The organism is Photobacterium lipolyticum (assembly GCF_003026475.1).
Taxonomy (GTDB): Bacteria; Pseudomonadota; Gammaproteobacteria; order Enterobacterales; family Vibrionaceae; genus Photobacterium; species Photobacterium lipolyticum.
Genome location: NZ_PYMC01000009.1, coordinates 89,854 through 113,857, shown reverse-complemented (window position 1 = coordinate 113,857; position 24,004 = coordinate 89,854). Strand labels below are relative to the sequence as shown.

The window sequence follows — 24,004 nt, the reverse complement described above, 5'->3', positions numbered from 1 at the left end:
TGTATTAGACCAGTCGTCTAGTGTTGGTTTGAAAAAATCCCCGTCACCGAAATGACGGGGTGAACGATTCGATATATCTTAGCTTTCGGTATCGCCTGCCAGGATCTGCTTGGTTGTTTTCATTGCCTGCACTAAGCCCATTTGATCTTGACTTAACTTGCTCATCAAGCTTGCGCCAAGCCAAAGGTTGTAAAGTAGCTGAGCTGTTTGTTGGCTATTTTCTACCTTTATAGAACCATCCTGATTGCCATCTTCAATACACTGGCTGATAGATGAAATAATACTGGTTGCGCCTTTTAGTAGTGCCAAACGCATTGGGTCAGACAGATCTGAAACTTCAGCGCTTAGTTTCACGACTAAACATTTTTGTGCACCACAGACGCCTTTTTGAACATCAATCCAACGCTGCCAATAGCTGATAAGGCGGTCGTAAGCACTTCCTGCCTCGCTGTTGAATAGGCCATTTAACCGTTCTAGGTAGTTGGCGAAATAGTCATTGATTAAGGCTTCACCGAATTGCTCTTTCGACTTGAAGTAGTGATAAAAAGAGCCTTTCGGTACCTCTGCGTGTTGTAACAGTTGTGACAAGCCAACATTTGAGAACCCTTTCGCTACGATCAAGTCGTAACCCGTATCAAGAATATGTTGGCGAGTTGCTTTAGTTTGTGTATTCATGGCGCAAGGATAAAACAAAATAGACTAGTCGTCTAGTCTGGTGGGTACAAAAGACTGTGATAAAAGAAACGGCGCTGGTGAAGAGGTTTAGGTGAAGACGTATCCGACGTTATAAAGGCAACATTAACAAATATGAATTAAATGATGAACCACTGAGCAGTGAAACTGCCCATAGTTTTAAAACCATATGTAAAAAATGTAAGGGGCTTTACCCTCGATAAAGATATAACAAAAAATTATTATTTTAATCATATTTAATAATTTTTAACTCAAGTGTGGCCCACCTATACTTGCCGCACATACACAAATAACAATGCAGTGAGGCAATACCAATGGCTACACGTACTCCATACCCTCGTACCTTTTCACATATTGGAATTTCAGTGCCGGACCTAGATGCCGCGGTGAAATTCTATACTGAGGTACTTGGCTGGTACCTCATTATGGAACCAACTGAAATCACCGAAGACGACAGCGCAATTGGTGAAATGTGTACCGATGTCTTTGGCGCTGGCTGGGGGTCATTCCGTATTGCTCACCTTTCAACCGGTGACAAAATTGGTATTGAGTTGTTCCAGTTTGCGAACCAAGAAAACCCAGAAGATAATTTTGAATACTGGAAGACTGGCGTATTCCATTTCAGTGTTCAGGATCCAGATGTTGAAGGGTTAGCTGAGAAAATAATTGCGGCTGGCGGTAAAAAACGTATGAAAGAACCTCGTTTCTATTTTCCAGGAGAGAAACCATACCGCATGATTTATATGGAAGACCCGTTTGGGAATATCCTTGAAATTTATAGCCACAGTTATGAGCTTCACTATTCAAATGGCGCATATAAATAATTTATATATAAGCCGCTCATTGAGCGGCTTATATTTTTGAATTTAAAATACCGGGATGTTCATTTTGTAGTGATGGTCAAGTAAAACTGGACAGTTCGACAGCCCTGATGGTTTATTTGTCTGGGCTGAATTCTACGCGCTTGCAGCCTAATTCCATTCGGAAATCAGACGATTGTACTTCAGTATAACTTGGTGACATTAGAACCAAAAAGCGCAACCTACTGGTCACGCTTGGTATTTCAGGTGCTAAAGGTTCATTAAAGTACTTTATGTGGGCCAAAGCACTCGTAGTGAATACGATCTTCAGTAACCCCCATCACGATTAACTGTTTCGCAACGTGTTGCATAAAACCCACAGGGCCACAAAAGTAAAAATGCATTGTCGGCGCTGTCAGTTGCGCTTGTAGTTTAGTTAAATCAATCAAACCCTCATAATCGAAATCTTTTGCCGGGCGATCAGCTGCGAGTGGTTGGCGATACCAAGTATTTGTGCTGATGTGTTCATGTTGATTTGCTAGCGCATTTACGTGATCTTTAAACGCGTGTTGTTCGCCATTTTCTGCTGCATGTAACCAGTGTACTGAGGTTTTGTGCTCAGTTAAGACATTCAGCATCGATAGAGTAGGTGTTAGTCCTACACCTGCAGAAATGAGAGTCACTGGCGTTGTTGGTTCAAGTTGCAGGAAGAAATCTCCCGCAGGGGCTGTCAGCTGTACTTTATCCCCTACCTCTAAAGAACGGTGGAGATAGTTAGACACGCGACCTTTATTTTCACGTTTAACAGAGATGCGGTAACTATCGTCACTAGGTGCTGATGATAGGCTGTATTGACGGATCTCTTGATTTTCGAATTCTTCAGGGTTTAGGTAAATGCCTATATATTGACCGGGTTTAAAGGTCGCAACCGAGCCGCCGTCAACTGGCTTAAACGTAAAGCTGGTGATAACGCTGCTTTCTTGTTTTTTCTCTACGACCTCGAATTCACGAGTACCACGCCAGCCGCCATTTTTAGATTCATTTTCTTGATAAATGGCTTCTTCACGGGTAATGAATACATCTGCGAGCACACCGTATGCCGCCCCCCAAGCCTCTAAAACTTCTTTCCCTGGTGAGAACAATTCATCAATTGTTGCCAATAGATGGCCACCAACAATTTGGTATTGCTCGGCAGTGATCATAAAACTGGTGTGTTTATGTGCGATTTTTCCGACCGCAGGTAAGAGTGCCGCAAGGTTATCGATATTGTTCGCATAAGCACAAATTGCATTAAACAAGGCTTCACGCTGATCACCATTACGCTGGTTACTCATGTTAAAAATATCTTTGAGCTCAGGGTTATGACTGAACATGCGATCATAAAAATGTGCAGTAAGTGCAGGGCCTGTTTCTGCGAGCAATGGTGCCGTTGCTTTTACTGTGTTAATTATTTGTTGATTGAGCATGACCTCTCCGTTAAGTTGTATTTTTTATGCGTCTTAACGGTTTTGTATGATCTGAGTCAATGAGTCGATAACTATTGTGGGTTTCGAAATGACCTATTTAATATGATACGCATAATGGCTACCGCAGCAGAAAGACAGCAGCCACAACACTGACATCTGATACCACAACAAGAATTCTGCTCGCTAAAGGTGATGCTTTGAACTTGTGCTGAGAAAGTGTTTATATTTGTGTGATTAATATCTCATATCTGGCCTTTATGGCGTCGGTGTTGGTAAAACTTGCTATATTTAAATCAGACTATTTTTAAATAGTTCTTTATATAAATTCTTCTACTATTTTTATTCTCAGGCTTACGCAAAGTGAAGGAGTCTATACTGCTACAGTTTTTATTCTTGAGCTTACCTAGAGTAAAGGAGTCTATATAAGAGAGGCCGCCATTGGCGGCCCTTTTACGTTACACTGTATCGAATTTACTCATCTGTAAGGCTTGGCCTAGCGGTCGTTATCCCCGTCTTTTACCTAATCGAACCATCGTTCACACATCTATCATCTTAATCGTCAAAATATGTTGATCGCTTGAGGGGATCCATATAAAAAGGTACAGCGCTCTTGGGTATTTAAGCCCTGTTAACTTCGAACAATAAAATGTCGCTTAATACTGTGTCCAGTTCTGCTGGTTCAGATCAGTGTGCTGAATGGCGCGTGGGGCTGGACACTTTTCGGCCTCGTCTAGGGGCTTACTGTGTTATCTCTTCATTTCACCAGCCAGCTTGAAAGATCATCCAAAGCGAACCAACCTATACTAGTAATATAATGTTTTGCCAAAAGCCTAAGGCAACGATTATGTCACCGTCTAATGGTAATACCCCGCCTGAAGACCTTTTGGGGCGTAGAGTGCAATCTCCAGACAATATTGCCCGCAGTATTAACAAACGCGCAATAGCAATGAAACGGTTTCTCCCCCATAGCGATCTGAAAAGCGTTGCTGGGGTAGTACTGTTCATTATAGCGGCGATGAGTTTTTGGCAGGCCATCTACACCGTTCCCAGCGATTCCGTGGCTGTTGTGCAGCGCTTTGGTAAATTTCATTTAGAAATACAGCCCGGTTTACATTTCAAACTGCCGCTCGGTATCGATATTGCGACGATTGTTCCTATCAAGCGTCAGTTAAAGCAAGAGTTTGGCTTTAGTACGCAGGGGGCGACTGATCCCTACCAACATTCTGCCGAGCATGATGGTGAGCTGGAAACACAGATGGTCACCGGAGATTTAAATGCGGCGCTGGTTGAATGGGTGGTTCAGTATCGTATTGCCGAGCCGATGAAGTTTTTGTTCGAAGTTCGAGACCCTAGCGCCACCCTTCGCGATGTCTCCGAGTCTGTGATGAGGGAAGTTGTCGGTGATCGTACCGTTGATGAAGTCATAACGATAGGTCGACAAGAAATTGAATCGGAAGCGCTGATTAAAATGCAGACACTTGCGACGAAATATGCGATGGGGATCAACATTGATCAGGTTCAGCTCAAAAATATTAATCCGCCCAAACCGGTTCAGGAATCGTTTAATGAAGTCAATCAGGCCCAGCAAGAAAAAGAAAAACTCATTAACGAGGCACGCCGAGATTACAACAAAGTGATCCCGCTGGCGGAAGGCGAAAAGGATCAGCGGATCCGTGAAGCGGATGGCTACCGACTGAAAAGAATTAATGAAGCAGAAGGTGATGCCGCCCGGTTCAATGCCTTGTTAACCCAGTACAGCAAAGCGCCAGAAGTGACACGCCGGCGAATCTATATTGAAACCATGCAGGCCATTTTGCCTGCGATTCATTCAAAAATCTTTATTGATGAACAAACCCACGGTATCTTACCCTTCCTAGATCTTAAGGCAGGCCAAGGAAAACAAGGCGATCAGCCATGAAAAAAGCCAGCCCAGTGATTGCTCTCGTTATTCTCGTTTTCATTGCGCTAGCTGTGAAAGGGACGCTTTATACCGTGAGTGAGGTCGAGCAGGTCATTATTACCCAGTTTGGGAAACCGGTGGGTGAACCGATAACGGAAGCGGGACTCAATGTTAAAATTCCTTTTGTACAAAACGTCAATGCTATCGATAAACGGGTACTGGAGTGGGATGGCGATCCCTCCGATATGCCGACAAAAGATAAGCTGTATATATCGGTGGACTTGTTTGCGCGTTGGCGGATAACGGATCCCTTACAGTATTTTCTCCGCTTACGTGATGAACGTAGTGCTCAGTCCCGGTTAGATGACATTCTGGGCAGCGAAACCCGCAACGCGGTGGCGAAACATGAATTGATTGAAATCATCCGTACCACTAAGAATCGGCAACCTCTGCGTGATGCACTGCTGACAGGCGCCGTACGCGACTTAACACTGGGAAATTTGGTGCCGATCCATAAAGGACGCCAGGTGGTCGAAGACGAAATATTTACCGCCGCGGCTGACAAAGTCCGTGTATTTGGCATCGAGTTATTGGATATCCGCTTTAAGCGTATTAACTACAATGCAAGTGTCAGGCCAAAAATTTATGACCGAATGATCAGTGAGCGCCGCCAGATTGCCGAGCGCTTTCTTTCCGAAGGCAATGGTGAAGCCGCCAGAATCCGAGGTAATCGAGTCCGTGATTTAAACAAGATCCAATCCGAGGCCTATCGTCAGGTGGAAGAAATCCGGGGCTTGGCTGATGCCAGAGCCGCAGAGATATATGCTCAGGCATACAACCAAAATCCACAAGCGGTGAGTTTGTATGAGTTTACGCGCACATTGCAAGCCTACCGCTCGATCATGGCAGAAAATACCACGTTGGTACTGTCCACCGAGAGTGACCTGTTTAAGTATCTGAAGGGAATATATCCACCGGAAGCAATCAAATTGACGCCGGAAAAACAATGAAAAAAACAGCCTTCCGCCCCCATCAACGAGGGCACCTCACCCAACTGCCAAAAGAGTATGTTGACTGGCTAACCCAACCATTAACGCGATTTCTGCATATTGAAGCCGCAGCAGGAGCGGTACTGCTATTTTTTACCATTGCAGCTTTGGTATTGGCTAATTCACCATGGGCCGATACATTCTTGTCGTTATGGGAGGTGCCCATTGGGATAACGGCGGGAACGGTTGAGTTTGAACGCTCAATCCGGGAATGGATCAATGATGCATTGATGACTTTGTTTTTTTTCTTGGTTGCACTTGAGCTTAAGCGTGAAATCGTTTTGGGAGAATTGAAGAATCCGCGCTTAGCGGTGCTGTCTATTGCGGGAGCAATAGGCGGCATGCTGGTTCCGGCATTACTCTATCTGGCTTTCCAGTTGGGTCAACCAGGCCAGAACGGTTGGGGAACGGTGATGGCAACGGACACCGCATTTGTCATTGCCTGTCTCACCCTGCTTGGTCCTCGTGTCCCGAAAAGTTTGCGGGTATTTATGCTTTCGCTGGCGATTATTGATGACTTAGGTGCCATCGTAGTCGTGGCCGTTGGTTATGGTGAAGTCATCCATTTTCATTATATTGGACTTGCGGTGATCGGATTCGTAGCCATTAAACTTATGGCGGTGCTCGGCATACGCAATATTATGGTGTACTTGTTAGTCGGCGGTCTCATTTGGCTTGCGGTCGATGCCTCCGGGATGCATCCAACGGTGACCGGGGTGATTATGGGTCTGATGACACCCACAGAACGGTGGGTCAGCGAAAAGCGCTTGCTGACGATAATGGGCTCTGTGGTGCCATCGACGCCAGTAAACCACCGCCGTAGATTTAGCATCAATCGCAAAGTCTTAAAAACAGCAGAAGCAGCGGTGCGGGAAGTACTTTCTCCCGTAGAACGGTTGGAAATGTTACTTCATCCCTGGATAGGCTTTGCGGTGATGCCTCTGTTCGCTTTTGCTAATGCCGGCGTCCCGATCGCTTTCTCTGAAATGGCTGACTCGTTGTACATTGCGATTTTTGCCGGTCTCGTAGTAGGAAAGCCGGTCGGTATTATCTTATTCTGCGGGCTGGCGATATATACCGGGCTTGCGATACGGCCACCCGAACTACGTTGGCCGTATATTTTAGCGGGCGGTATGCTTGCCGGAATCGGTTTCACCATGTCGCTGTTTATTGCCAATTTAGCTTTGAGTCCTGCGTTAGTCAACGACGCTAAGCTGGGTATCTTGTCGGCCTCCTTATTCGCAGCACTGACGGGAATCGCATTGTTAAGTTGGCTTTTGAAGCGCGATGCTTTGCACAATCAAGGTGAGACATAGGTCTCGCTCTGCCAGAACAAAGTAACCGCAGTCTTGATTGCGTGGTTGCTGAGGAAATGACGATGATCCCCGATAACTAACATGCATGGCATCAACGATATCTGCAGTCACTGACTTTGAGTGGTAAAGAACATGTCTACTGGTGACTGAAAACGCTGGCCAATGATTATCAAATTGATTTGACTCACTTGCCGCTGGTTACCCGGTTGTTTCTTGAAAATGTCATGCGGCATTATGAAGATAATGCCACTACTTCTGCCATTATCTCGGCGCTTTGTGCTGAAAAAAATGGCTCGGATGATGACATTGAACTCTCTTTTTATTCCAGTCGTGTTCTGATGCAAGACTATACGGGTCTGCCGGCATTGGTTGACTTGGCTGCAATGCGGGATGCGGTACTTCGAATTGATAATCAACGAGAACTTGATCATTTCAATGCAGGAGGAGTGCGATGTTATATCGCAAATCGGTTTGCTTTGATACAAACGTGAGTTTTCACTTGATGGTACCTATCTTATAACGCTTGTATTTTCCCGTTTGCGAAAGTTGCTGTGCGAATCACAACGTCGTTAGTTGCTGAGCCAGACTCGATATGTGAAGTAATATTGTGACGGGCGATTACTGAGAGGAGCCGGCAACGCTCATTTGCACCCAATAGCGAGCAAAACAGGCCCTAATAGCGATGCGGCCTGACGCGGTTGCTTTGGTTCACTTCTGCCCCATTTCTTAGAACATTTGTTTGAATTTTAGCTAATTCTCACACAGTAACATCATGTTAAAGTGGTTGCGTAGCAGCGTTAACCTGTTAACTTAATATTTTCTCCAAGAAGTTAGCATTCAAATAATGTGTGTTCTTAGTATACGAAACTCTTGGTAATACACTTTGAACTGCACGAGAGGTAACTGTGCAAGAAGAATATATGGAGTACTATGCGAATTTTGATGAAGAGCAACGTCTCGTTTGTCAAAACATTACTCGCATTGAATTTGATACAACTATCAACCAGCTAGAATTATTTACTGACTCAGCAAAAACACTTACCGAGTTCGGTGCAGCAACAGGTCGTTATTCAATTTTTTATGCTCAAAAAGGCTTGGAAGTAACCGCAGTCGAGCTAGTTCCTGAATTGGTCACACAACTAAAGCAAAATGCCGTTGTTCAAAATGTTGAGCTGAACGTATATGAGGCAAATGCAACGAATGTTTCTTTTATACCGGACAGTTCTCAAGATATTGTGTTAATTCTTGGGCCCTTGTATCACATACAAAAAGAAAGCGAGCGACAAGATGTAATAAGAGAAGCTCATCGAATCCTTAAACCGAATGGTGTTGTAGCAGTAGCTTACATCAGTCGTTTCTTTGTCGCGGGATTGCTTGCTAAAATGTCTAGTATTTTGATTTCGCCCCAAATACTTAGTGAATTAAACGAAACGGGCTTGGTTACATCGAAAGATGTCGATCCATTCTTTAGAACTGGATATTTTGCAAAACCATCTGAAATTGAACACTTAACTAAATCAGAAGGGTTCAGTATAGAAAAGCATGTGGCTACAGATGGCTTTGGACGTTACATCGGTTCTGCAATCAATTCATTATCAGAACAACAGTACCAAGCTTGGTTGCAGTATCATTGGTTAGTATGTTCTGAACCATCACTTCTAGGTTCAAGTAACCACGGTTTGGTTATCGCACGAAAGTGCAGTTAACAAATAACGAGAAGTGTCGTTTAGTATCATTAAAATTGAGCTGGCTGGTTAAGGTTAAGTAACGATAAGCCATAGGGGCATAACCTTTGTCGATTAGGCTTTCTAAACGCAGTGTAAAGCCAGACTTAGATATTTTCTTTACCGAGATCAGTTGAGAATGTTGCATATCGGTTTGACTTGGTACCGAATAATGTGACCAGTTTTTTGTGAGTCATTAAATAGAATGTAAAAGTGCATCTTTTTTGCATCAATAACTGGCTGGGTGCTTTATGTTTCATAATCATGTGGTATAAGCTGTACAACTTGTATAAATAGCGTTCAACTTGAATGTGAATTTCAGAACTTAATTACTATGAATGTAACAAGCGCTCGCTCTAATAACGAAAAAGAATTTGCTGCTGATGATAATCTGATATCGACCACTGATCCTTCTAGTATTGTGACTTATGCAAATACTGTTTTTTGTGATGTTGCTGACTATCAACAATCTGAGTTACTTGGCAAACCTCATAATATAGTACGTCACCCAGATATGCCTAAGGCGGCATTTAAACAAATGTGGCAAACCATTCAGTCGGGACGAAGCTGGATGGGGTTGGTAAAAAACGCCCGCAAAGAAGGTGGTTTTTACTGGGTTTCTGGCTTTATTACACCTATTACTGATGCGGCTGGTAAAGTTATTGAATATCAGTCGGTACGCAGTAAACCTAAACGAGAATGGATTAAGCGTGCTGAACTTCTTTACGCTCAATTACGCCAAGGTAAAACGCCAACGAAACTAAAATTTCCAAGGTTCAGCTTCAGTTGGGCGCGGAATTTAGCCGTTGGGATCACGATGGCGAGTTCGGTGGCCGTGATTGCAGGGGCGTCACCAGTGCTGTGTGGTTCGGTATCATTGTTAGCAATGCTGGGAATGGCAATTAACGGTTTGTTTCATCGTCGTCGTTTAAAAGAGGTCACAGAAGTCGCATCAGGCGCTTATGATAACCCGCTTATGGAGTTAGTTTATACTGGCCGTTATGATGAATACTCCGTGATTGAGTTAGCTTTGCATAAACGTAAAGCCGAAATTCGAGCGATTGTTGGACGAGCGACTGAAACATCGGCAGATATTCATATTAGTGCTGAACATGAACTCTCTAACTTGGAGCAGATAAAAACAAACTTAGCTCAGCAGGGTATGGAAACCGATTCTGTTGCTACCGCGATGACGGAAATGGCTCAGTCAATTCGAGATGTTGCCAATAATGCGACAGAAGCATCATTGATCGTTAACCAGGTGAACCAATTAGCTGGCCAAGGTTCAACAAATGTTGAAACAACGATCAACTCAGTTGCAGAGCTACACCAGGCATTGGAAGAAGCGAAAGCAATAATTAATGACCTGTCAGCAAGCAGCCAGCAAATTGAAAAGATCCTTGAAGTAATTGGTAGCATTGCAGATCAAACCAACTTACTTGCTCTTAATGCGGCGATTGAAGCAGCCCGAGCTGGTGAAACTGGTCGTGGTTTTGCTGTGGTGGCTGATGAAGTACGATCGCTTGCGTCCAAAACTCAGGCATCAACAGAAGAAATCCACGACATGATCTCTCACCTTCAAAGTACTGCTTGCCAGGCCGTGACGGCAATGGATCAAGGCAGTAAATTATCTGATGTTTGCAGAGACAATGCGATTGGTACTGGTGAAGTGTTGGATCGTGTTAATACAATGCTTGGTGATGTAACTAGCACCAGCCATCAGATTGCGACAGCGGTTAATCAACAAGCGTGTGTAATCGAAGAGATAAACGGTAATGTCGTTGCGATTCAGCAGCTATCAACATCGAATCATGATCGGAGTGATGCTTCTGTGGCTAGGACTAGTGAATTAGTGAGTAGACTTGGTGATCTTCAACGCTTAATGGCCCAGTTCCAAAAAGATTGATCGCTTGAGTTCGTGCGATCATATTGGCCGCCCAACTAAATAGGAATGGGTATAGCCAAAGAGTCAATGGCGCTGCAGCACGCTTAATTGCAAATCACTCAAAAAAATTTGAAAAGCCTCACGGCTTGAAGTGAGGCTTTTTTGTTTTTTAAAGCGTAAATGACGGTGATGCACCAGGTTTTTTTTTGATCATAATGTTAGTTCGCCATCGTAATTGTTGTACGAAAGGAATAGCAGTAAGTAGTATTGCCCTGAATGCTAAGATGTTCTATATCATATGGTTATCTTGTTTTGTTATAAGTGCCAGTGATGTGTTGAGATGTTTTTTTACGTAAAACCCCATCGTTGCTGACCTTTTCGGTGGGCTTTTCGATGGGCTGAAAGCGGATTTGTAAAGCGATAACAAAGTGGTTGTGCAACAAAGTTAAGCCTTGATGAGCAAAATCAAATTTATCGCCAACTATTCAAATTTTTTTTGCCTTTATAAAATAATATGATAAATTATCCGCAGATTTGAGTGAATCAAATTGCTAACACTTAGGCTGTTTCCCTTTTTGTAGGAAGGGGAATTGCAAAGGTCTAGGGAGTGAAATGTCACCGAATAGATCTTACTGGGGGCACCCAGTTTATCCTGCTTGGAACACAGGATAATTACGGAACGGAAAACGGCCCTGAGCAGATGTTCAGGGCCGTTTTTTCGTTTCTATGTATGAAGCTAGGGCGCTCATCGAACACCTACTGTGTGAATAGCCGTGGAAACTTATTTCACCATGCCTTTAATGTATTCGCCTAGCTCTGAGTGGTGCATAATTTTCGATACAGGAATGATTTCTTTCAGTGGCCCCCACGCAAAGACATTGACTGGGGTATGGGTGTGGGTACCCGTTCCCCACACGGTGTTTTGGCCTGTGGCGTGTTCGCGAGCCAGCAAGTTGCCGCGATCGTTGTAAGGGAAGAAGGCATCAAAATCGTTGATTGCTGGCACATCCTCCGCGGCTAAGTACTGATGGTTATCTTGGTGGTATGGGTTTGGCTTCGTCGTCATTATGTTTGCCGCTTGAGCCACTGTGATGGGGAAATCGCTATTTGTGTTGACGATTTCAGCCAGCATTTCAGGTGATTGCTGCGCTTTATCAAGCCGATCAAACTCGCTGAACATCGTGGCGTAACTCATCTTCTGGTTGTATAGACCATCCAGGATGTCAAACTTACCAAAGTTGAAGTTAGGTGCGTAATCGCGTTTTTGAAATGCTTCACCAGAGCGTTTTTCCGGTTTTGGCAAGCCTTGTGAAGAGTAGCTAAAGCCGAATGAGCCTGTTTCGTGGTCTGCTGTAACGATGACGAGCGTATCATCTCGATCTTTGGCCCACTCGTAAACAGACTGTACCGCTTCGTCGAATTTGATCATTTCATGCAGCATTGTGCCTGCATCGTTACTATGACCCGCCCAGTCGATTTGACCGCCTTCAACCATCAGGAAGAAACCGTCTTTATCTTTTGAAAGCAAGTTGAGTGCCTTTTCCGTCATCTCTTTTAGCGTTGGCTGAGTACGGTTTGGATCGGTTCTAGATTTGCTATAGGCGATACCGTCATTCATACCTGAATAGGAAAACAGGCCAAGTAATTTGTCACTTTGCGCTTTATCGAGCATCTCTTTGTTAAACGCTAGGCTATAACCTTCGCTTTTCGCTTCAGTCAGTAGGTTCCGGTCATCTTTACGCTTAGATTTCAGGTAGACATCCCCTTGAGTGAGTTTCTCAAGTTCTTGGTAGGTTGCTTCTTTATCGTTAGTCGATTTTGGAATCCAGTGACGAAGACCACCAGATAGCATGACATCAACGCCAGTCTCTAGCATGTCAGATGCAATCTCGTTCTCTAATGAACGATGCGGTTGGTGAGCGGCAAATGCTGCTGGCGTGGCATGAGTAAGGCGAGTATCAGAAACCAAACCGGTTGCTTTACCAATACGTTTTGCTTTTTCAAGTACCGTTTCAACATGGTCACCGTTTGAGTTGATGCCAATTACCTCAGAAGCTGTGTAAATCCCCGTTGCTAGCATAGTCGCTGAACACGCAGAATCGACAACAATAGCATCTTCTGGATGAGTCAAAGATGAGCCAATTACCCCCTCCTCAGCGAGTTTATACAATGCGGTGGTTTCACCTTTGTAGATAGAGTGCGGCGCGTTATTTGCGTATGTCTCTAACAATCCAACTTGCTGCGGGCCCATGCCGTCGCCAATCATTAGGATAACGTTTTTGATTTCTGCCGATAATGCAGAAAAGGAGATCGTAGAAGTTACCGCTGCTAAAACGAGAGGTTTGAAGATGTGCTTCATCATATATTCCTGAGTTATAAAGTCGGAGTAAGTTAAGCATTGGGGGATGATATTATTGTTACAGTCATAAATAATTCATATTTTGCCGGCGGCATATATTTTTGTAATATAACTGCTCAAGAACATGCACTGCTCTATATAACTGAAATCTCGCCGAATCGAGTATCTTGAGTTGCGTGGGTATAAGTACTTAGGATATCGGGGGGAGGCTGGCTGATATCATTAAAATATTTATCGTTATAATAAATATTTTTTGTTGTACTCATTCCGATCTCTAACTTAATCTCAACTATAGTATTACAGGTAAAAGTAATAGTACTTAGGTGTTCATTATCCACATCAATCAGATACGATAATGGGTTTCCTTGAAAAACAATGTTGTTATCTATTTATTGTAGAAGCGACATGTCTTATATGTGTAACAGTTTATTCTTGATTTATTCAGGTACTAAAAATGGCTAAATGGGAACAGTGGTTAGGTAACGGCTCTCAATCAAAAGAGAAATTTAAAACCAAAAATCATGATGATTTTTTCGATGTTTCTACCTCAGGCAAAAACAAGAAGCGTAGGAAGAGTCATAAACAGCGTTCTGATTACAATGAAATGGACGACTACATCATGATGTGACAGCTTTTCTCACTCCTCCGTCATTTAAACTGTCAACAAATCAATCCAATGAAGGGGGAGAGTGGTTATAAGACCCCTCTTCCTTATTTGTTTTTGATAGCATGACAGCTTTGAGTGCTTGTTTAAGGCCACATAAGTGGCCTTTGCTATAATATCTGCAAAGAACGCCACACGTAGCATTCTTTGCTTAATGGCCAGGTTTTTATCCCGATTGGTATTGTGCAGTTCTGAGGCTATTTAATTGAGTGCATCATGTAATCGAGAACCGGGTCATCTTTACGCTTAATTTCTAATGCCTTAGGCAAAAAATCTGGTTTGTGTAAAATCTCGCGGGCAATAAGTTCATCCAACAGTGGTTTGAATTCAAAGCTAGTCTTGCCGAGGAAAAGTGCGGTTAAATCTTCATTTTGATGACAATTCAATGCATCGCGCAATCCCTTCAGGTAGAGATAGTCTTTAGTGAATCCGCCCCCACGATAAGCACGAGCAGCGACAGTAAAGGCATTGTCATCACTGAGTTTGTAGTCGTGCTTTAGGGTATGGAAAGTTTCACCAAACGTTTCACCTTTCACCATCATATTGACGGCAACCACCCGTAAGGCCAGCGTTTTTAATCGCGACAGAGAGAAGTTTCCTGACAGGTGCTCGCATAATATAGCCAATCCTTCTTGGGTATGGGTATTACCCGGGAAACCTAATTTTAGGATTTGTAGCGGCTGCTTTTCGGCATTGATACTTGTTACCATGTGCACCCCCATCTCATGGTGGATCAAGGCATTAAGGTCTTTTCTACCAAACATAACGTTAGTATTAACCTTGAGCGTCTTGCCACTCACCATGGCCCGGGCAATGAGTTTGTTAGAGCCGATCACCTTGCAGCGAAACCCATACTCATCAGCAGCCTGACGGAATTCAGCCATTACCTCTGACGGAGTAAGGTCATACGGTTCAACGTCCTCGTACTCTGCGGCGTGCATAATAAACTTGGCATTGGCAATATCTTGATCATCCGGCTGGCCATAATAGCGCAGCGAATTATACAAAAACTCTTCATGGCCAATACTGGTTAATAAATCAATACGTACAGCCAATTGATCGATCACTTTTCGATACAGCTTTTGGATGTCGGCGTCGCGTATATCATCGACCGGCAAGCGGTAGAGTTTTTCCCTGAACAAGTAAGGATCAATATCCAACTGTCGGTAAGTAAAACGCGGCTGGTATGTGTACGGTTTGGTTAAAAAGCGCCGCTTTTCCTGACGTAAGTTAGTTGGGTTGATGTAATTGAGTGTATTGAGGCCTTTGGCTAGGCTATACAACTGCCTGTCGACTTTACGCACTTCCGAGGGCAGTTTTGAAGACAGAATATGTCCACAGGTGATTTTTTTTGCACCGGATGTACTACGTAAGGTGAATGCAGCATGCTCGCTGATCACCGTTTTCAGGCCTTCCTTAAGCTTTTCGATCACCAAAGGATAGCTTTCACCTCTGGCTTCATCCATATAGATCTTTTTGATTTCCAAAGGCAGAATCAAAGTCTTGGTGAAATGCTCTTTGATAAATGTTGCCTGATAGCCCATCCCCTGAAATACGTCATTTTCACAGGCGCTCACTTCCAGGTTAGGCAGTGCTATACCGCCAAGGCGGGAAATGAAGTCGTTAATCGCCTTGTGCCAGCGGCGGGTATTGACCTGTTTGGTACCAACATTGAAAGTCGGTGCCAGTTTTTCAATACGCTGATAGTTGTAAGAGTGGAGATCGTACAACAGACAGACCCCAAACTCTTTTTCCAGCGTCTCGACCATGCACTTGATGATGCGATAGTAACGGGCGTGTTTACGCTCACTATGAACCCGTTCTAGGGTACTCAGCGGTGAAGTCCAAACCTCTTTGCCCCATGCCTGTTCATAGACGCAATTATTCGGATCACGGTTTAAGTCGTACTCATAACGAGAGTCTTCGCCCTGAAAAACGATCGGCAGAGAAGAGATAAAATCGCCCGTGTGGGGATCTTCCTCAAAGTAGCGTTCGCTTTCTGTTAATGCACACTTTGCTGCAAGGTCATCGCGCAAGCGATGACCGTGGTGAATAGCGGTAGCAATATACGGCTGATATTCAGTAATGCGAATAGTAAGGCTGCCATCGTCAAGCTGGGCTTCAAACGGAACCAGGTTCTGGATTTTAGCCAGAACCTCCTGCTCAGTAAGCGTCAGCATCTTCGATCACTTTTCGGAATTCGTTCTTACGACTGATCACCAACTCTTTGGCGTTGACGACACTTTCTGCAAAATCGATTACTTGACGCTGCAACTTGGTACGGTTAAGGCGGTTGATACGGGTAATACCTCCAGGGCTTAAGACGTTTACTTCAATCAATTTTCCATTGATCACATCCAGGCCGACAAAGTACAGGCCGTCACGCACCAGTTTAGGTCCGATATGCTTACAAAGGCGTTTTTCCTGCTTAGATAAGATGTGTTTAACTTCCTTGCCACCGGCATGGATGTTAGATCGCACATCACCTTCGGCCGGTACGCGACGCATGGCACCAATTGGCTCACCGTTGAGCATCATAATGCGCACATCGCCTTGTTCTGCGCCTTCAACGTAGTCCTGAAGGATCACATAGTTCTTTTCGTCGCCGATATAAAAATCAAGCAGCGATTTCACGCTAGATTGGGCGCTTTTTTCTACCAGGATAACACCGCTACCACCGTAGCCGTTGAGCGGTTTCATGATCATACGTTCATTCGTATTCTCTGCTAATACCCGCTCTAGATAATCCCGGTTTTTGGATACGTAGGTTGCCGGAATAAATTCGTTGTGCGGATCGTGCAGCGACGCTGTATAGAGCTTATTGTTGGCAACACGTAAGCCATCGATATCATTCATGATAAAGACGTCACCACGAACCGAATCAAGGAAGTTCAGGGCCATAGTATCTAACGGTGGATTTGCACGCATAAAAATGACATCAAATCCGGCCAGTGGCAGCTGCGCTTTTCTGAACTCAACATGGCGGTAGAAACTTGGAATATTGTTTGTGATTGGATCTGACGATTTTTTTATGACCTTACAAAAAGCGATAGCCGAGCTGTCACGCATCGTCAGATTGTTAGGCGTTGTAATTGCTACAGTATGTCCACGGCTGACCGCTTCATGGATCATGCGCAGAGTAGAGTCAGATTCTGGCTCTACTCTGTCCCATGGGTACATTACAAAGCAAAATTTCATAGAGGTATTCCAAGCATTAGTTGAGGTGTGGCCCGATGATTAACTCGGCCTTTAAATAAATCAGACATGGCGTGTCGCCACATCTGTTTATGTGTTGTTTTTACATCCAGAATGGTTTGTCAGGGTCTTTATACCTAGTCAAACTCTACGTCTGATTCGCCGTAGCTTTCGTTGCTATTGCGTTGGGTGTTACATAAAGTATAGGTTATTGACTTATTCTGTGTTTTGTTCAGGTATTTAACCCAGCATCTTGCATAATGGGAAGTAACTTCTTGTTGACCTGTGATCTCTTTGATGAAATTCACTTCTGACTCTTCGACCGGCGTGATCTGCCCTTCGTAGAGGGCTTTCATGGTACGGCCAAAATTTTCCAGTGTGTCGGCTTCATTTATAGTGAAATCTCCACTTCGGTTGAATCCCCGAGGGAAATTTTTATCGTCGTAAAATTTACCTTCGCTTCTCATTTATGCCATTCCTATAAATATTTTGCAGATATTTAATCCAAACTGTATTTTGTGTAAAACAAAAACTTTTCGCGTTAACGATAAAAAAAATTTATCAGCCGATTGAAGAGCCGCGCTGTATGATGTTGTTAGCTATTATCTTCCTAATTTAGAGAAAAAATTTTGGATACAGAACTACTCAAGACCTTTCTGGAAGTGACAAAAACCCGTCATTTTGGCCGTGCAGCCGAGAACTTATATCTGACTCAATCGGCTGTGAGTTTTCGTATCCGGCAGCTCGAATCACAACTCGGAAACCCGCTGCTCACGCGGCAACGAGGTAATGTCCAGTTAACCGGAGCGGGTGAACGCCTGCTGCCTTATGCGGAAGCAATTTTACAAACTTGGGGCAGGGCTAAGCATGATGTCGCGCTGACGGAAAACTACAATATTCAAATTGCTATCGGAGCTTCTTCATTGTTTTGGGAATTTGACGGAATTTCCGACTGGATAAACCGCATTTATGGTGCGGTACCGGGGCTGGCTTTACGTTTGGAGTCGGTACCACGGCATGACTTATCAAAGTCGCTGCTGGAAAAAAATGTCGATCTTTTTATTACCAGTGAGCCGCCAAAAGTTGAGAACTTGAAAGTATTAAAAGTCCGTGATTTCCAATTACAACTGGTGGCCCATCGTCCGAACTGCAACATGGATGATCTTCGTGATATGCCCCTTGTGTACCTGGATTGGGGGACTCGTTTCGCGATTGAGCACGGTCGAGTGACTGAGTTGCAACGCACCCCGATTCTACACACCCATTCTTCCCGCATGGCACTGGAGTATATTATTGCCAATGGCGGTGTGGGTTACCTGCCGGCCCCAGTGGTCAGTCAAAGTGTGGAAGATGGCGAGCTGTATCTGGTGCAAGGCGCACCCATCATGGAGCAGGCTCTGTACCTGGTTTGGCGCGAGGATAATGAAAAGCAAGAGCTGATTAAAGATATCCTGGAAGTGCCACTGAATATGGTTACGAAAAGTGTTTGAGTGGCATTTACGGACGACTGAACAGTTGATATTGAGGCCGATAATGACGGCAATATTGCCATCCAACCCAGAGCACTAAGCCTGTTGCAACGGTGATCTCAAATATCCCCAGCTTTTCCAGCCAAGCCCATTGGGGATAGTCGATGACCAGCCAAGTGGTCAGGTGGTCAATTGAGACTGCGCTGATCACGGAAGGAAATGTGACAGCAGCGAGTGATGGCTGAAATCTCTGTTTGAGCAGATCGAAATAGCACAGGTAGACCAGAATGGTCATGGTAATGCCCACGCCCGCCAATGCGCCGGTCAAAATAGGATCGGGTTGTTCAACATTGAGCAGATAAGCGGTTAAGGACAAATTGACCGGGGCAGCCATGATAGCCAGGGTTGGTCTGGCAGGGCGAGGTAAGCGACCGGCAAAGCAGAGCCGGTACAATACAACGGGCAACATTATAAAATAGGTAGTAATGCAGATTTCAGTCATCGCCAGGGCAAAATCAGTGTGCCCTAATTGGGGGCCGGCTAAGGTGCCACTGATCGCTCCCACCGGATACAGGAACCAACTCGGATACAAGTTGATCAGCCGAAATTTTTGACATTGAAAGCTGAAGAACAGTACCAGCATAGTAAAGTGTAACAACAATGCGGGGTACCAAAGTAGACGCGCGCTTTCAACATGGATGGAAGATATATAATCAGACAGAACCAGCAGAGTCATGGTCATCGGTGCCATCAGACTACCATACAGCGGGTGTCGTAAATCCTGAATAAACAGCCGAGGGTTAAAGGCATATTTCAGAACAACAGGAATGAGCAAACAGACACCAATCAAGGCACAAACCCCGCGAATAGCACTAGCGTTATCAGGTAAAAAAAGTGACCATGCCAATCCAATTCCAGTGAATGCGAGCGCTAATGCCGCTTGTGCTGTGGGTACATATCGAAAAACGTTACCTATTGCAGCCATTAACCTTGCGATCCCTCGTTTCCGGTCGAAATTTAACCAAAAGTTTACACTATAAAGGCAATGCAATGCTCTCGGAGAGTTCAAAAAGAATAAGATTGGGGCGTTGTAAAGCTGAAAATAATATTAATTGGCGTAAGTTAATGAATCTGATAGGCATGTTGATTGGATTGGAATTGCGCTGGTATTTATGTGAACTGACAACAGGAAAATAATTTGCGAAAATCGAAATTTAAGACCATATTTAATATGAAGCCTGTGTTGAGCAATTATTAATGCTTTAGATTCTCGGAGGAACAAAGCCGTATTCGTTATGCTCTAGAGTGCAGGTTTCGGGTTGCCGCTGACTTCGAGTCAACGAGTAACTTGTGACAAGTATAAATGTAAAAGCTTCTAAGTGAGTGCTTAGTTGTTAACAATTTGGTAAGTGTCACCATAAATATTGTTTAAATATTTTTTCTTCGCCAGAACAGAAGAGTTCGATTAATCCTATTGAATGGTATCGAACACGGCAAACTCAACGTAATGAGTGGCGAAGCTCCTATAGACCGTAATAACCTTGTGTGTGCTGAGTAGGTAGACAAAGGTAGGTAAAGATACAAAATCAAGCCGCACTGCAATGGTGCGGCTTTCTTTGTGTTAAATTTTTTATTTATCCTGCAATGATCGCAGCCTTCACGATTCATTTTTATAAGTAAGTATGCATATCGTGCTATTTGTTAATATTGACATTTGTATGTGGCATGATATATGACACAAGACTTTTCCTTGATTTCATTTATTTCTTCAGAAATAGCGCAATATTCTTATTTTATATATTGAAAATGTTATCGTATTGTTTTTAAAGGGGTAATTTGGTTTATCCACAAAAACGGTGGGTAACTCACTGCAAGCAGATTGACCGCGTTGGGCGAAATTTAATCTATCTGGTGTGTCCGTCTGAGCTATTAGCCTAGAGGCATTGGCTGAACAAGTCAGGATGGTTAAGCATCTTGAGGTTACTTGAGTATATATTTTTGTACCTAATGGGGCTGGTATAAATGACGTAATTTAAGTGACTAATTTTAATGCAAAAGAATAAATTTGGTGTGATTTCATTGAATAGGTTGTTTCAGGGACGACAACTCTAATTCTTAAGAATTAATATTTGGGCTGTAGTATGGCCATGCTTTAAGTGCGGATATTAGATCTCTAACGGGTTATTCACGGATATAACGAAGTACGTTAAATAAGCCTGTTGCATTTATTAGTTGAATACCGCTGTTTCTCGTTGAGAAAATGACGAGTAATGTCAATATTTTTACCACGCTTACGCCAGGTCATTATTGTTTGTTTTTATTATTTCGACCACGGTATCATTAATACTTATTGGAATGCAGTTCAACAAGGCGAATAAGCAACTTGTTTGCTCAGAAGTATCCCGTGAAAACTTGGCATCTTCTCCAAGGGTAACTAAGCAAATAGATAAATGATAAGCAATATGTGGATATTTTAATCAATTCGGTTTTAACAAAAGGGCACTGCATGTTAGCGGCCTTTCGAGTGTGATGTTCGTTATTATGATGCGATAACGACACGGTTCTTTCCCAGATGTTTGGCCTGATATAGCGCATTATCAGCTTTAGATAGCAATAGATCGACATTGGACGTGTTGTCCGACAGTGATGACACGCCCATGCTGGCTGAGAAGTTCACGTAGCCGTTACCTGTTGGGAGCCTAAGCTTGGCTATGGCATCACAAAGACGTTCAGCGATGAAAGCCGCTCGTTCAATATCGGTGTTAGGCAAAATTAGCACAAACTCCTCGCCCCCCCAACGGCAGATATAATCACTTTCTCTGATGTTCTTTTTACTGGTAGCGGCGAATAATTTTAATATTTTGTCGCCGATATGATGACCATATTGATCGTTGATAGCTTTAAAGTTGTCTAAATCTATCAGGACGCAGCACAACGGAGCTGAATGAATTTGATGATAAGCAAACTGCTTTTCCAGTAATTCCGATAATGCACGGCGATTTAACAGATTTGTTAACCCATCATAGTTGGCGCGGTGCTCAAGCTGTTGACGGAGTAATTGCTGCTCGGTGATATCCATTGCGGTGACCTGAATGACTCGTTCGCCATTCCATTGCACCGGTCTTGATAATACGCTCAGCCATACTGTTGAACCGTCAGCGCGTACTCCTTTACTTTCGGTTTTAATCGCGTCTTTTTTCCCAGCAAGCAAGGCCTGATTATCTTGCTGTGCTTGATGATGGTAAATCGAAGAAATCAACGGGAGAATTGAGTTTATATTCATCAAAGCTTGATCATCTTCAAACCCAAACATCTGTGCGTACGCATGGTTACAGAATAATGGTTTGAAATTCTTATGGACCAGAATGCCTTGAATTGAGCCGTCAACCAGTTCGCGGTAGCGCTCTTCACTGGCTTGCAGTTTGCGGTGCGTTTCAACATGAGGGCTTAAATCTATAATCGTGATTTGCATGGCTTTCTCGCCTTGCCACTCAATAACGTGATCAACCGTCAATACGATGAATTCGTTTCCATTTTTATCGATATTTTTGTATGAGCTTACACCGGGTTGCTGTTTCCCTGACATGACCGCACGGTAAGCTTGAATCGCACTTTCATGCTCATGCGGAGCAATCAGTTGTAATAAGCTAGTCAGAGAGACAATATCCTGACCAGATTGATATCCAAAGTAACGTGCGTAGTTATCATCAGCATAGAGCGCCTTAAAATCCCGATGGATCACGACACCGTAGTGGGATTTTATAAATAGTTGTTCATTGATTGCGGGGCTAAGGTTCACAAGCACATCATCTTATTCGTGTTGGGTTTATTGCAAAAATCGGTGTGGTAAATTTATACCTATTCGTAATCGCCTCTTTTAGTGTAGTGTCTTTACTCTAATACGAGCTAAAAAAAAGCGTTTCATCTAGCTGATTTATCGATAAATCCAACGGATAGCATCTGCTGAGTAAAATTGTTTGCAGGAAAAGGTGACAAGATAAAAGCGTCATATTCCACCTGCGGATAGCACAATTAGAATATGACGGTAACGTATATGAAATGAAAAATTGATGATCTTTCTCCCAAAAATCGACACGGCTTAAGTCAATGATACTAAATCTATCAATTAGTCCTGATTTAATCCTTCTCTGTAACTCACTTATCCTAGAAATTATCTCTCGATCTTACTTTTGGACGATATTTCTATAAATGTGTCTGAAAGGTTGTGATGGTTTCAGAGATGAGCGATGATAAATTACGAACAAGGTCGTAATTTGATTCCGCTTTATAGAAATGGCTAAGGAAATATCATGAAAGTTATGAAGATCAGCTGGGCGGACTTGTGTGGTTATGGCGATTGGCTGACCCCTGTCGCGGCACTGAAATTCGCAAACGGCGATTACACGCATGTTGAGTCTCAGGGCGAGCTCATGAAGTGCGAGCTGACTTATGACGATGACGGCAAGCCTTTGGTGGGGCTGGGGAAACAGATCCACTAAACGGACAGAAATAACCCAAAGTACTGAAACATCAGATTCCCAAAAGGAGCCTGAGCAGATCACGAACTTGTGACTGACGAGATCCGTTCCATCTCCCCACACTCTATACTCAACAAAACAGATGGGGGAATCAGGATGTACAAAGCACTGTTTTTTGATCTTAGCGGGGTATTGTATGTTGGCCCCCAAGCAATACCCGGCGCCGTAGAAGCAATAAAGCGCGCCCAAGCCAGTGATCTTGAGATCCGTTTTGTCACCAACACTTCCCGTAAGACCTGCAACCAGATCTATGACGATCTCATTGCCCTGGGATTTGACATCGATCTGCGGCAGATCTACACCGCTCCCGCCGCCGTCAAGGCACTGCTAAAGCAACGTCAGTGGCGTCCCTACTGCCTGATCCACAAAAATATCCAATCTGAATTTGCCGATCTTGAGCAAAGCCGACCGAATGCGGTGGTTATTGGCGATGCTGAAGATGGTTTTTGCTATGAGACTCTAGATCATGCGTTTCAGCTCTGCCAAAACGGCGCAACGCTGATCGGCATTGGTCGTAATCGATATTTCAAACTCGGTGGCCAGCTGCATCTGGATGCCGGCCCTTTTATCCACGCCATTGAATACGCCGCCACCACCGAAGCGCTTATTGTCGGTAAGCCGTCCGCTGAATTTTTTAACCAGATTGTGGCTTCGACAACCGCTCCTGCTGACACGATTTTGATGGTGGGAGATGATATCTTTGGTGACGTTGAAGGCGCTCTAAATGCAGGGCTACAAGCTTGCCTGGTTAAAACAGGTAAGTACCAGCCGGGCGATGAAAACCAGCTTGCAAGACGATTTCTATGTGTTGACTCTGTGGTTGAGGCCGTCGATGTAGCCCTGAACGACGCTGATGATGCAAGTCAGAAGGAGTGAGTTGGGGAGGGCATCATTATTTTGCGTTGGCTGAGAGTGGGTTGGGTATACACGTCTTACTTATCAGAAT

General features: G+C 43.9%; 19 protein-coding genes. 11 read left to right on the top strand and 8 right to left on the bottom strand.

All coding sequences use genetic code 11. From position 1 onward, the window contains the following. Nucleotides 1-78: 78 nt before the first annotated feature. Complete coding sequence (locus C9I89_RS13780; RefSeq protein WP_107283914.1) at nucleotides 79-675, bottom strand: TetR/AcrR family transcriptional regulator; 597 nt, start codon at nucleotides 673-675, stop codon at nucleotides 79-81. Between the two features lie 332 nt (nucleotides 676-1,007). On the opposite strand from C9I89_RS13780, the gene C9I89_RS13775 reads away from it, so the two are divergent. Then, complete coding sequence (locus tag C9I89_RS13775) at nucleotides 1,008-1,517, top strand: lactoylglutathione lyase family protein (RefSeq protein WP_107283913.1); 510 nt, start codon at nucleotides 1,008-1,010, stop codon at nucleotides 1,515-1,517. A 257-nt stretch (nucleotides 1,518-1,774) separates the two neighbouring features. On the opposite strand, the gene hmpA is transcribed toward C9I89_RS13775, so the two are convergent. After that, nucleotides 1,775-2,959, bottom strand: a complete 1,185-nt coding sequence (gene hmpA, locus C9I89_RS13770) for an NO-inducible flavohemoprotein (RefSeq protein WP_107283912.1) — start codon at nucleotides 2,957-2,959, stop codon at nucleotides 1,775-1,777. A gap of 844 nt (nucleotides 2,960-3,803) precedes the next feature. On the opposite strand from hmpA, the gene hflK reads away from it, so the two are divergent. The 6 genes from hflK (at nucleotide 3,804) to C9I89_RS13735 (ending at nucleotide 10,854) form a co-directional block, all read left to right on the top strand. Next, nucleotides 3,804-4,877, top strand: a complete 1,074-nt coding sequence (gene hflK, locus C9I89_RS13765) for an FtsH protease activity modulator HflK (protein ID WP_107283911.1) — start codon at nucleotides 3,804-3,806, stop codon at nucleotides 4,875-4,877. Beyond that, complete coding sequence (hflC, locus tag C9I89_RS13760) at nucleotides 4,874-5,869, top strand: protease modulator HflC (RefSeq protein WP_107283910.1); 996 nt, start codon at nucleotides 4,874-4,876, stop codon at nucleotides 5,867-5,869. Before hflK ends, hflC begins: the two co-directional genes overlap by 4 nt. After that, the gene (nhaA, locus tag C9I89_RS13755; RefSeq protein ID WP_107283909.1) at nucleotides 5,866-7,224 is read left to right on the top strand and encodes a Na+/H+ antiporter NhaA; all 1,359 of its coding nucleotides are present in this window, start codon (nucleotides 5,866-5,868) and stop codon (nucleotides 7,222-7,224) included. The genes hflC and nhaA overlap by 4 nt, the downstream gene beginning before the upstream one ends. A gap of 224 nt (nucleotides 7,225-7,448) precedes the next feature. Next, entirely contained in the window at nucleotides 7,449-7,715 is a 267-nt protein-coding gene (locus C9I89_RS13750) for a hypothetical protein (RefSeq protein WP_107283908.1), read from the top strand. A gap of 414 nt (nucleotides 7,716-8,129) precedes the next feature. Next, nucleotides 8,130-8,930: a class I SAM-dependent methyltransferase gene (locus C9I89_RS13745; protein WP_107283907.1), complete on the top strand. Its 801-nt coding sequence runs from the start codon at nucleotides 8,130-8,132 to the stop codon at nucleotides 8,928-8,930. Between the two features lie 352 nt (nucleotides 8,931-9,282). Next, nucleotides 9,283-10,854 (top strand): methyl-accepting chemotaxis protein, encoded by a 1,572-nt coding sequence (locus C9I89_RS13735; RefSeq protein ID WP_107283905.1) that lies wholly within the window; start codon nucleotides 9,283-9,285, stop codon nucleotides 10,852-10,854. A 760-nt stretch (nucleotides 10,855-11,614) separates the two neighbouring features. On the opposite strand, the gene C9I89_RS13730 is transcribed toward C9I89_RS13735, so the two are convergent. Then, complete coding sequence (locus C9I89_RS13730) at nucleotides 11,615-13,192, bottom strand: alkaline phosphatase (RefSeq protein ID WP_107283904.1); 1,578 nt, start codon at nucleotides 13,190-13,192, stop codon at nucleotides 11,615-11,617. Nucleotides 13,193-13,646: 454 nt separating this feature from the next. Between C9I89_RS13730 and C9I89_RS22540 the strand changes: the two genes are divergently transcribed. Further along, nucleotides 13,647-13,820 (top strand): hypothetical protein, encoded by a 174-nt coding sequence (locus C9I89_RS22540; protein WP_170107701.1) that lies wholly within the window; start codon nucleotides 13,647-13,649, stop codon nucleotides 13,818-13,820. A 233-nt stretch (nucleotides 13,821-14,053) separates the two neighbouring features. Here C9I89_RS22540 and C9I89_RS13725 read toward each other — a convergent pair whose 3' ends face one another. The 3 genes from C9I89_RS13725 to C9I89_RS13715 all read right to left on the bottom strand — a co-directional run bounded on the left by C9I89_RS13725 (nucleotide 14,054) and on the right by C9I89_RS13715 (nucleotide 17,518). Further along, nucleotides 14,054-16,036 (bottom strand): flavohemoglobin expression-modulating QEGLA motif protein, encoded by a 1,983-nt coding sequence (locus C9I89_RS13725; RefSeq protein WP_107283903.1) that lies wholly within the window; start codon nucleotides 16,034-16,036, stop codon nucleotides 14,054-14,056. Beyond that, a complete protein-coding gene (gshB, locus tag C9I89_RS13720) occupies nucleotides 16,020-17,054 on the bottom strand; it encodes a glutathione synthase (RefSeq protein ID WP_107283902.1) in 1,035 nt (344 codons plus the stop codon). Before gshB ends, C9I89_RS13725 begins: the two co-directional genes overlap by 17 nt. Before the next feature lie 134 nt (nucleotides 17,055-17,188). Beyond that, the gene (locus tag C9I89_RS13715; protein WP_107283901.1) at nucleotides 17,189-17,518 is read right to left on the bottom strand and encodes a MaoP family protein; all 330 of its coding nucleotides are present in this window, start codon (nucleotides 17,516-17,518) and stop codon (nucleotides 17,189-17,191) included. Between the two features lie 162 nt (nucleotides 17,519-17,680). Here C9I89_RS13715 and hdfR point away from each other — a divergent pair, with 162 nt between their 5' ends. Next, entirely contained in the window at nucleotides 17,681-18,541 is an 861-nt protein-coding gene (hdfR, locus tag C9I89_RS13710; RefSeq protein WP_107283900.1) for an HTH-type transcriptional regulator HdfR, read from the top strand. 7 nt (nucleotides 18,542-18,548) lie between these two features. Here the strand turns inward: hdfR and C9I89_RS13705 are convergent, their stop codons facing one another. Both C9I89_RS13705 and C9I89_RS13700 read right to left on the bottom strand, forming a co-directional pair. Beyond that, nucleotides 18,549-19,505 carry a TDT family transporter gene (locus C9I89_RS13705; protein ID WP_107283899.1) on the bottom strand — a complete coding sequence of 319 codons (957 nt, stop codon included), beginning with the start codon at nucleotides 19,503-19,505 and terminating at the stop codon, nucleotides 18,549-18,551. Nucleotides 19,506-21,059: 1,554 nt separating this feature from the next. Next, a complete protein-coding gene (locus tag C9I89_RS13700; protein ID WP_170107700.1) occupies nucleotides 21,060-22,319 on the bottom strand; it encodes a sensor domain-containing diguanylate cyclase in 1,260 nt (419 codons plus the stop codon). Between the two features lie 511 nt (nucleotides 22,320-22,830). Between C9I89_RS13700 and C9I89_RS13695 the strand changes: the two genes are divergently transcribed. Next, on the top strand, nucleotides 22,831-23,019 hold the full coding sequence (locus C9I89_RS13695; protein WP_107283897.1) for a hypothetical protein: 189 nt from the start codon (nucleotides 22,831-22,833) through the stop codon (nucleotides 23,017-23,019). Between the two features lie 135 nt (nucleotides 23,020-23,154). Further along, nucleotides 23,155-23,934 (top strand): TIGR01458 family HAD-type hydrolase, encoded by a 780-nt coding sequence (locus tag C9I89_RS13690; RefSeq protein ID WP_107283896.1) that lies wholly within the window; start codon nucleotides 23,155-23,157, stop codon nucleotides 23,932-23,934. Nucleotides 23,935-24,004: the final 70 nt, after the last annotated feature.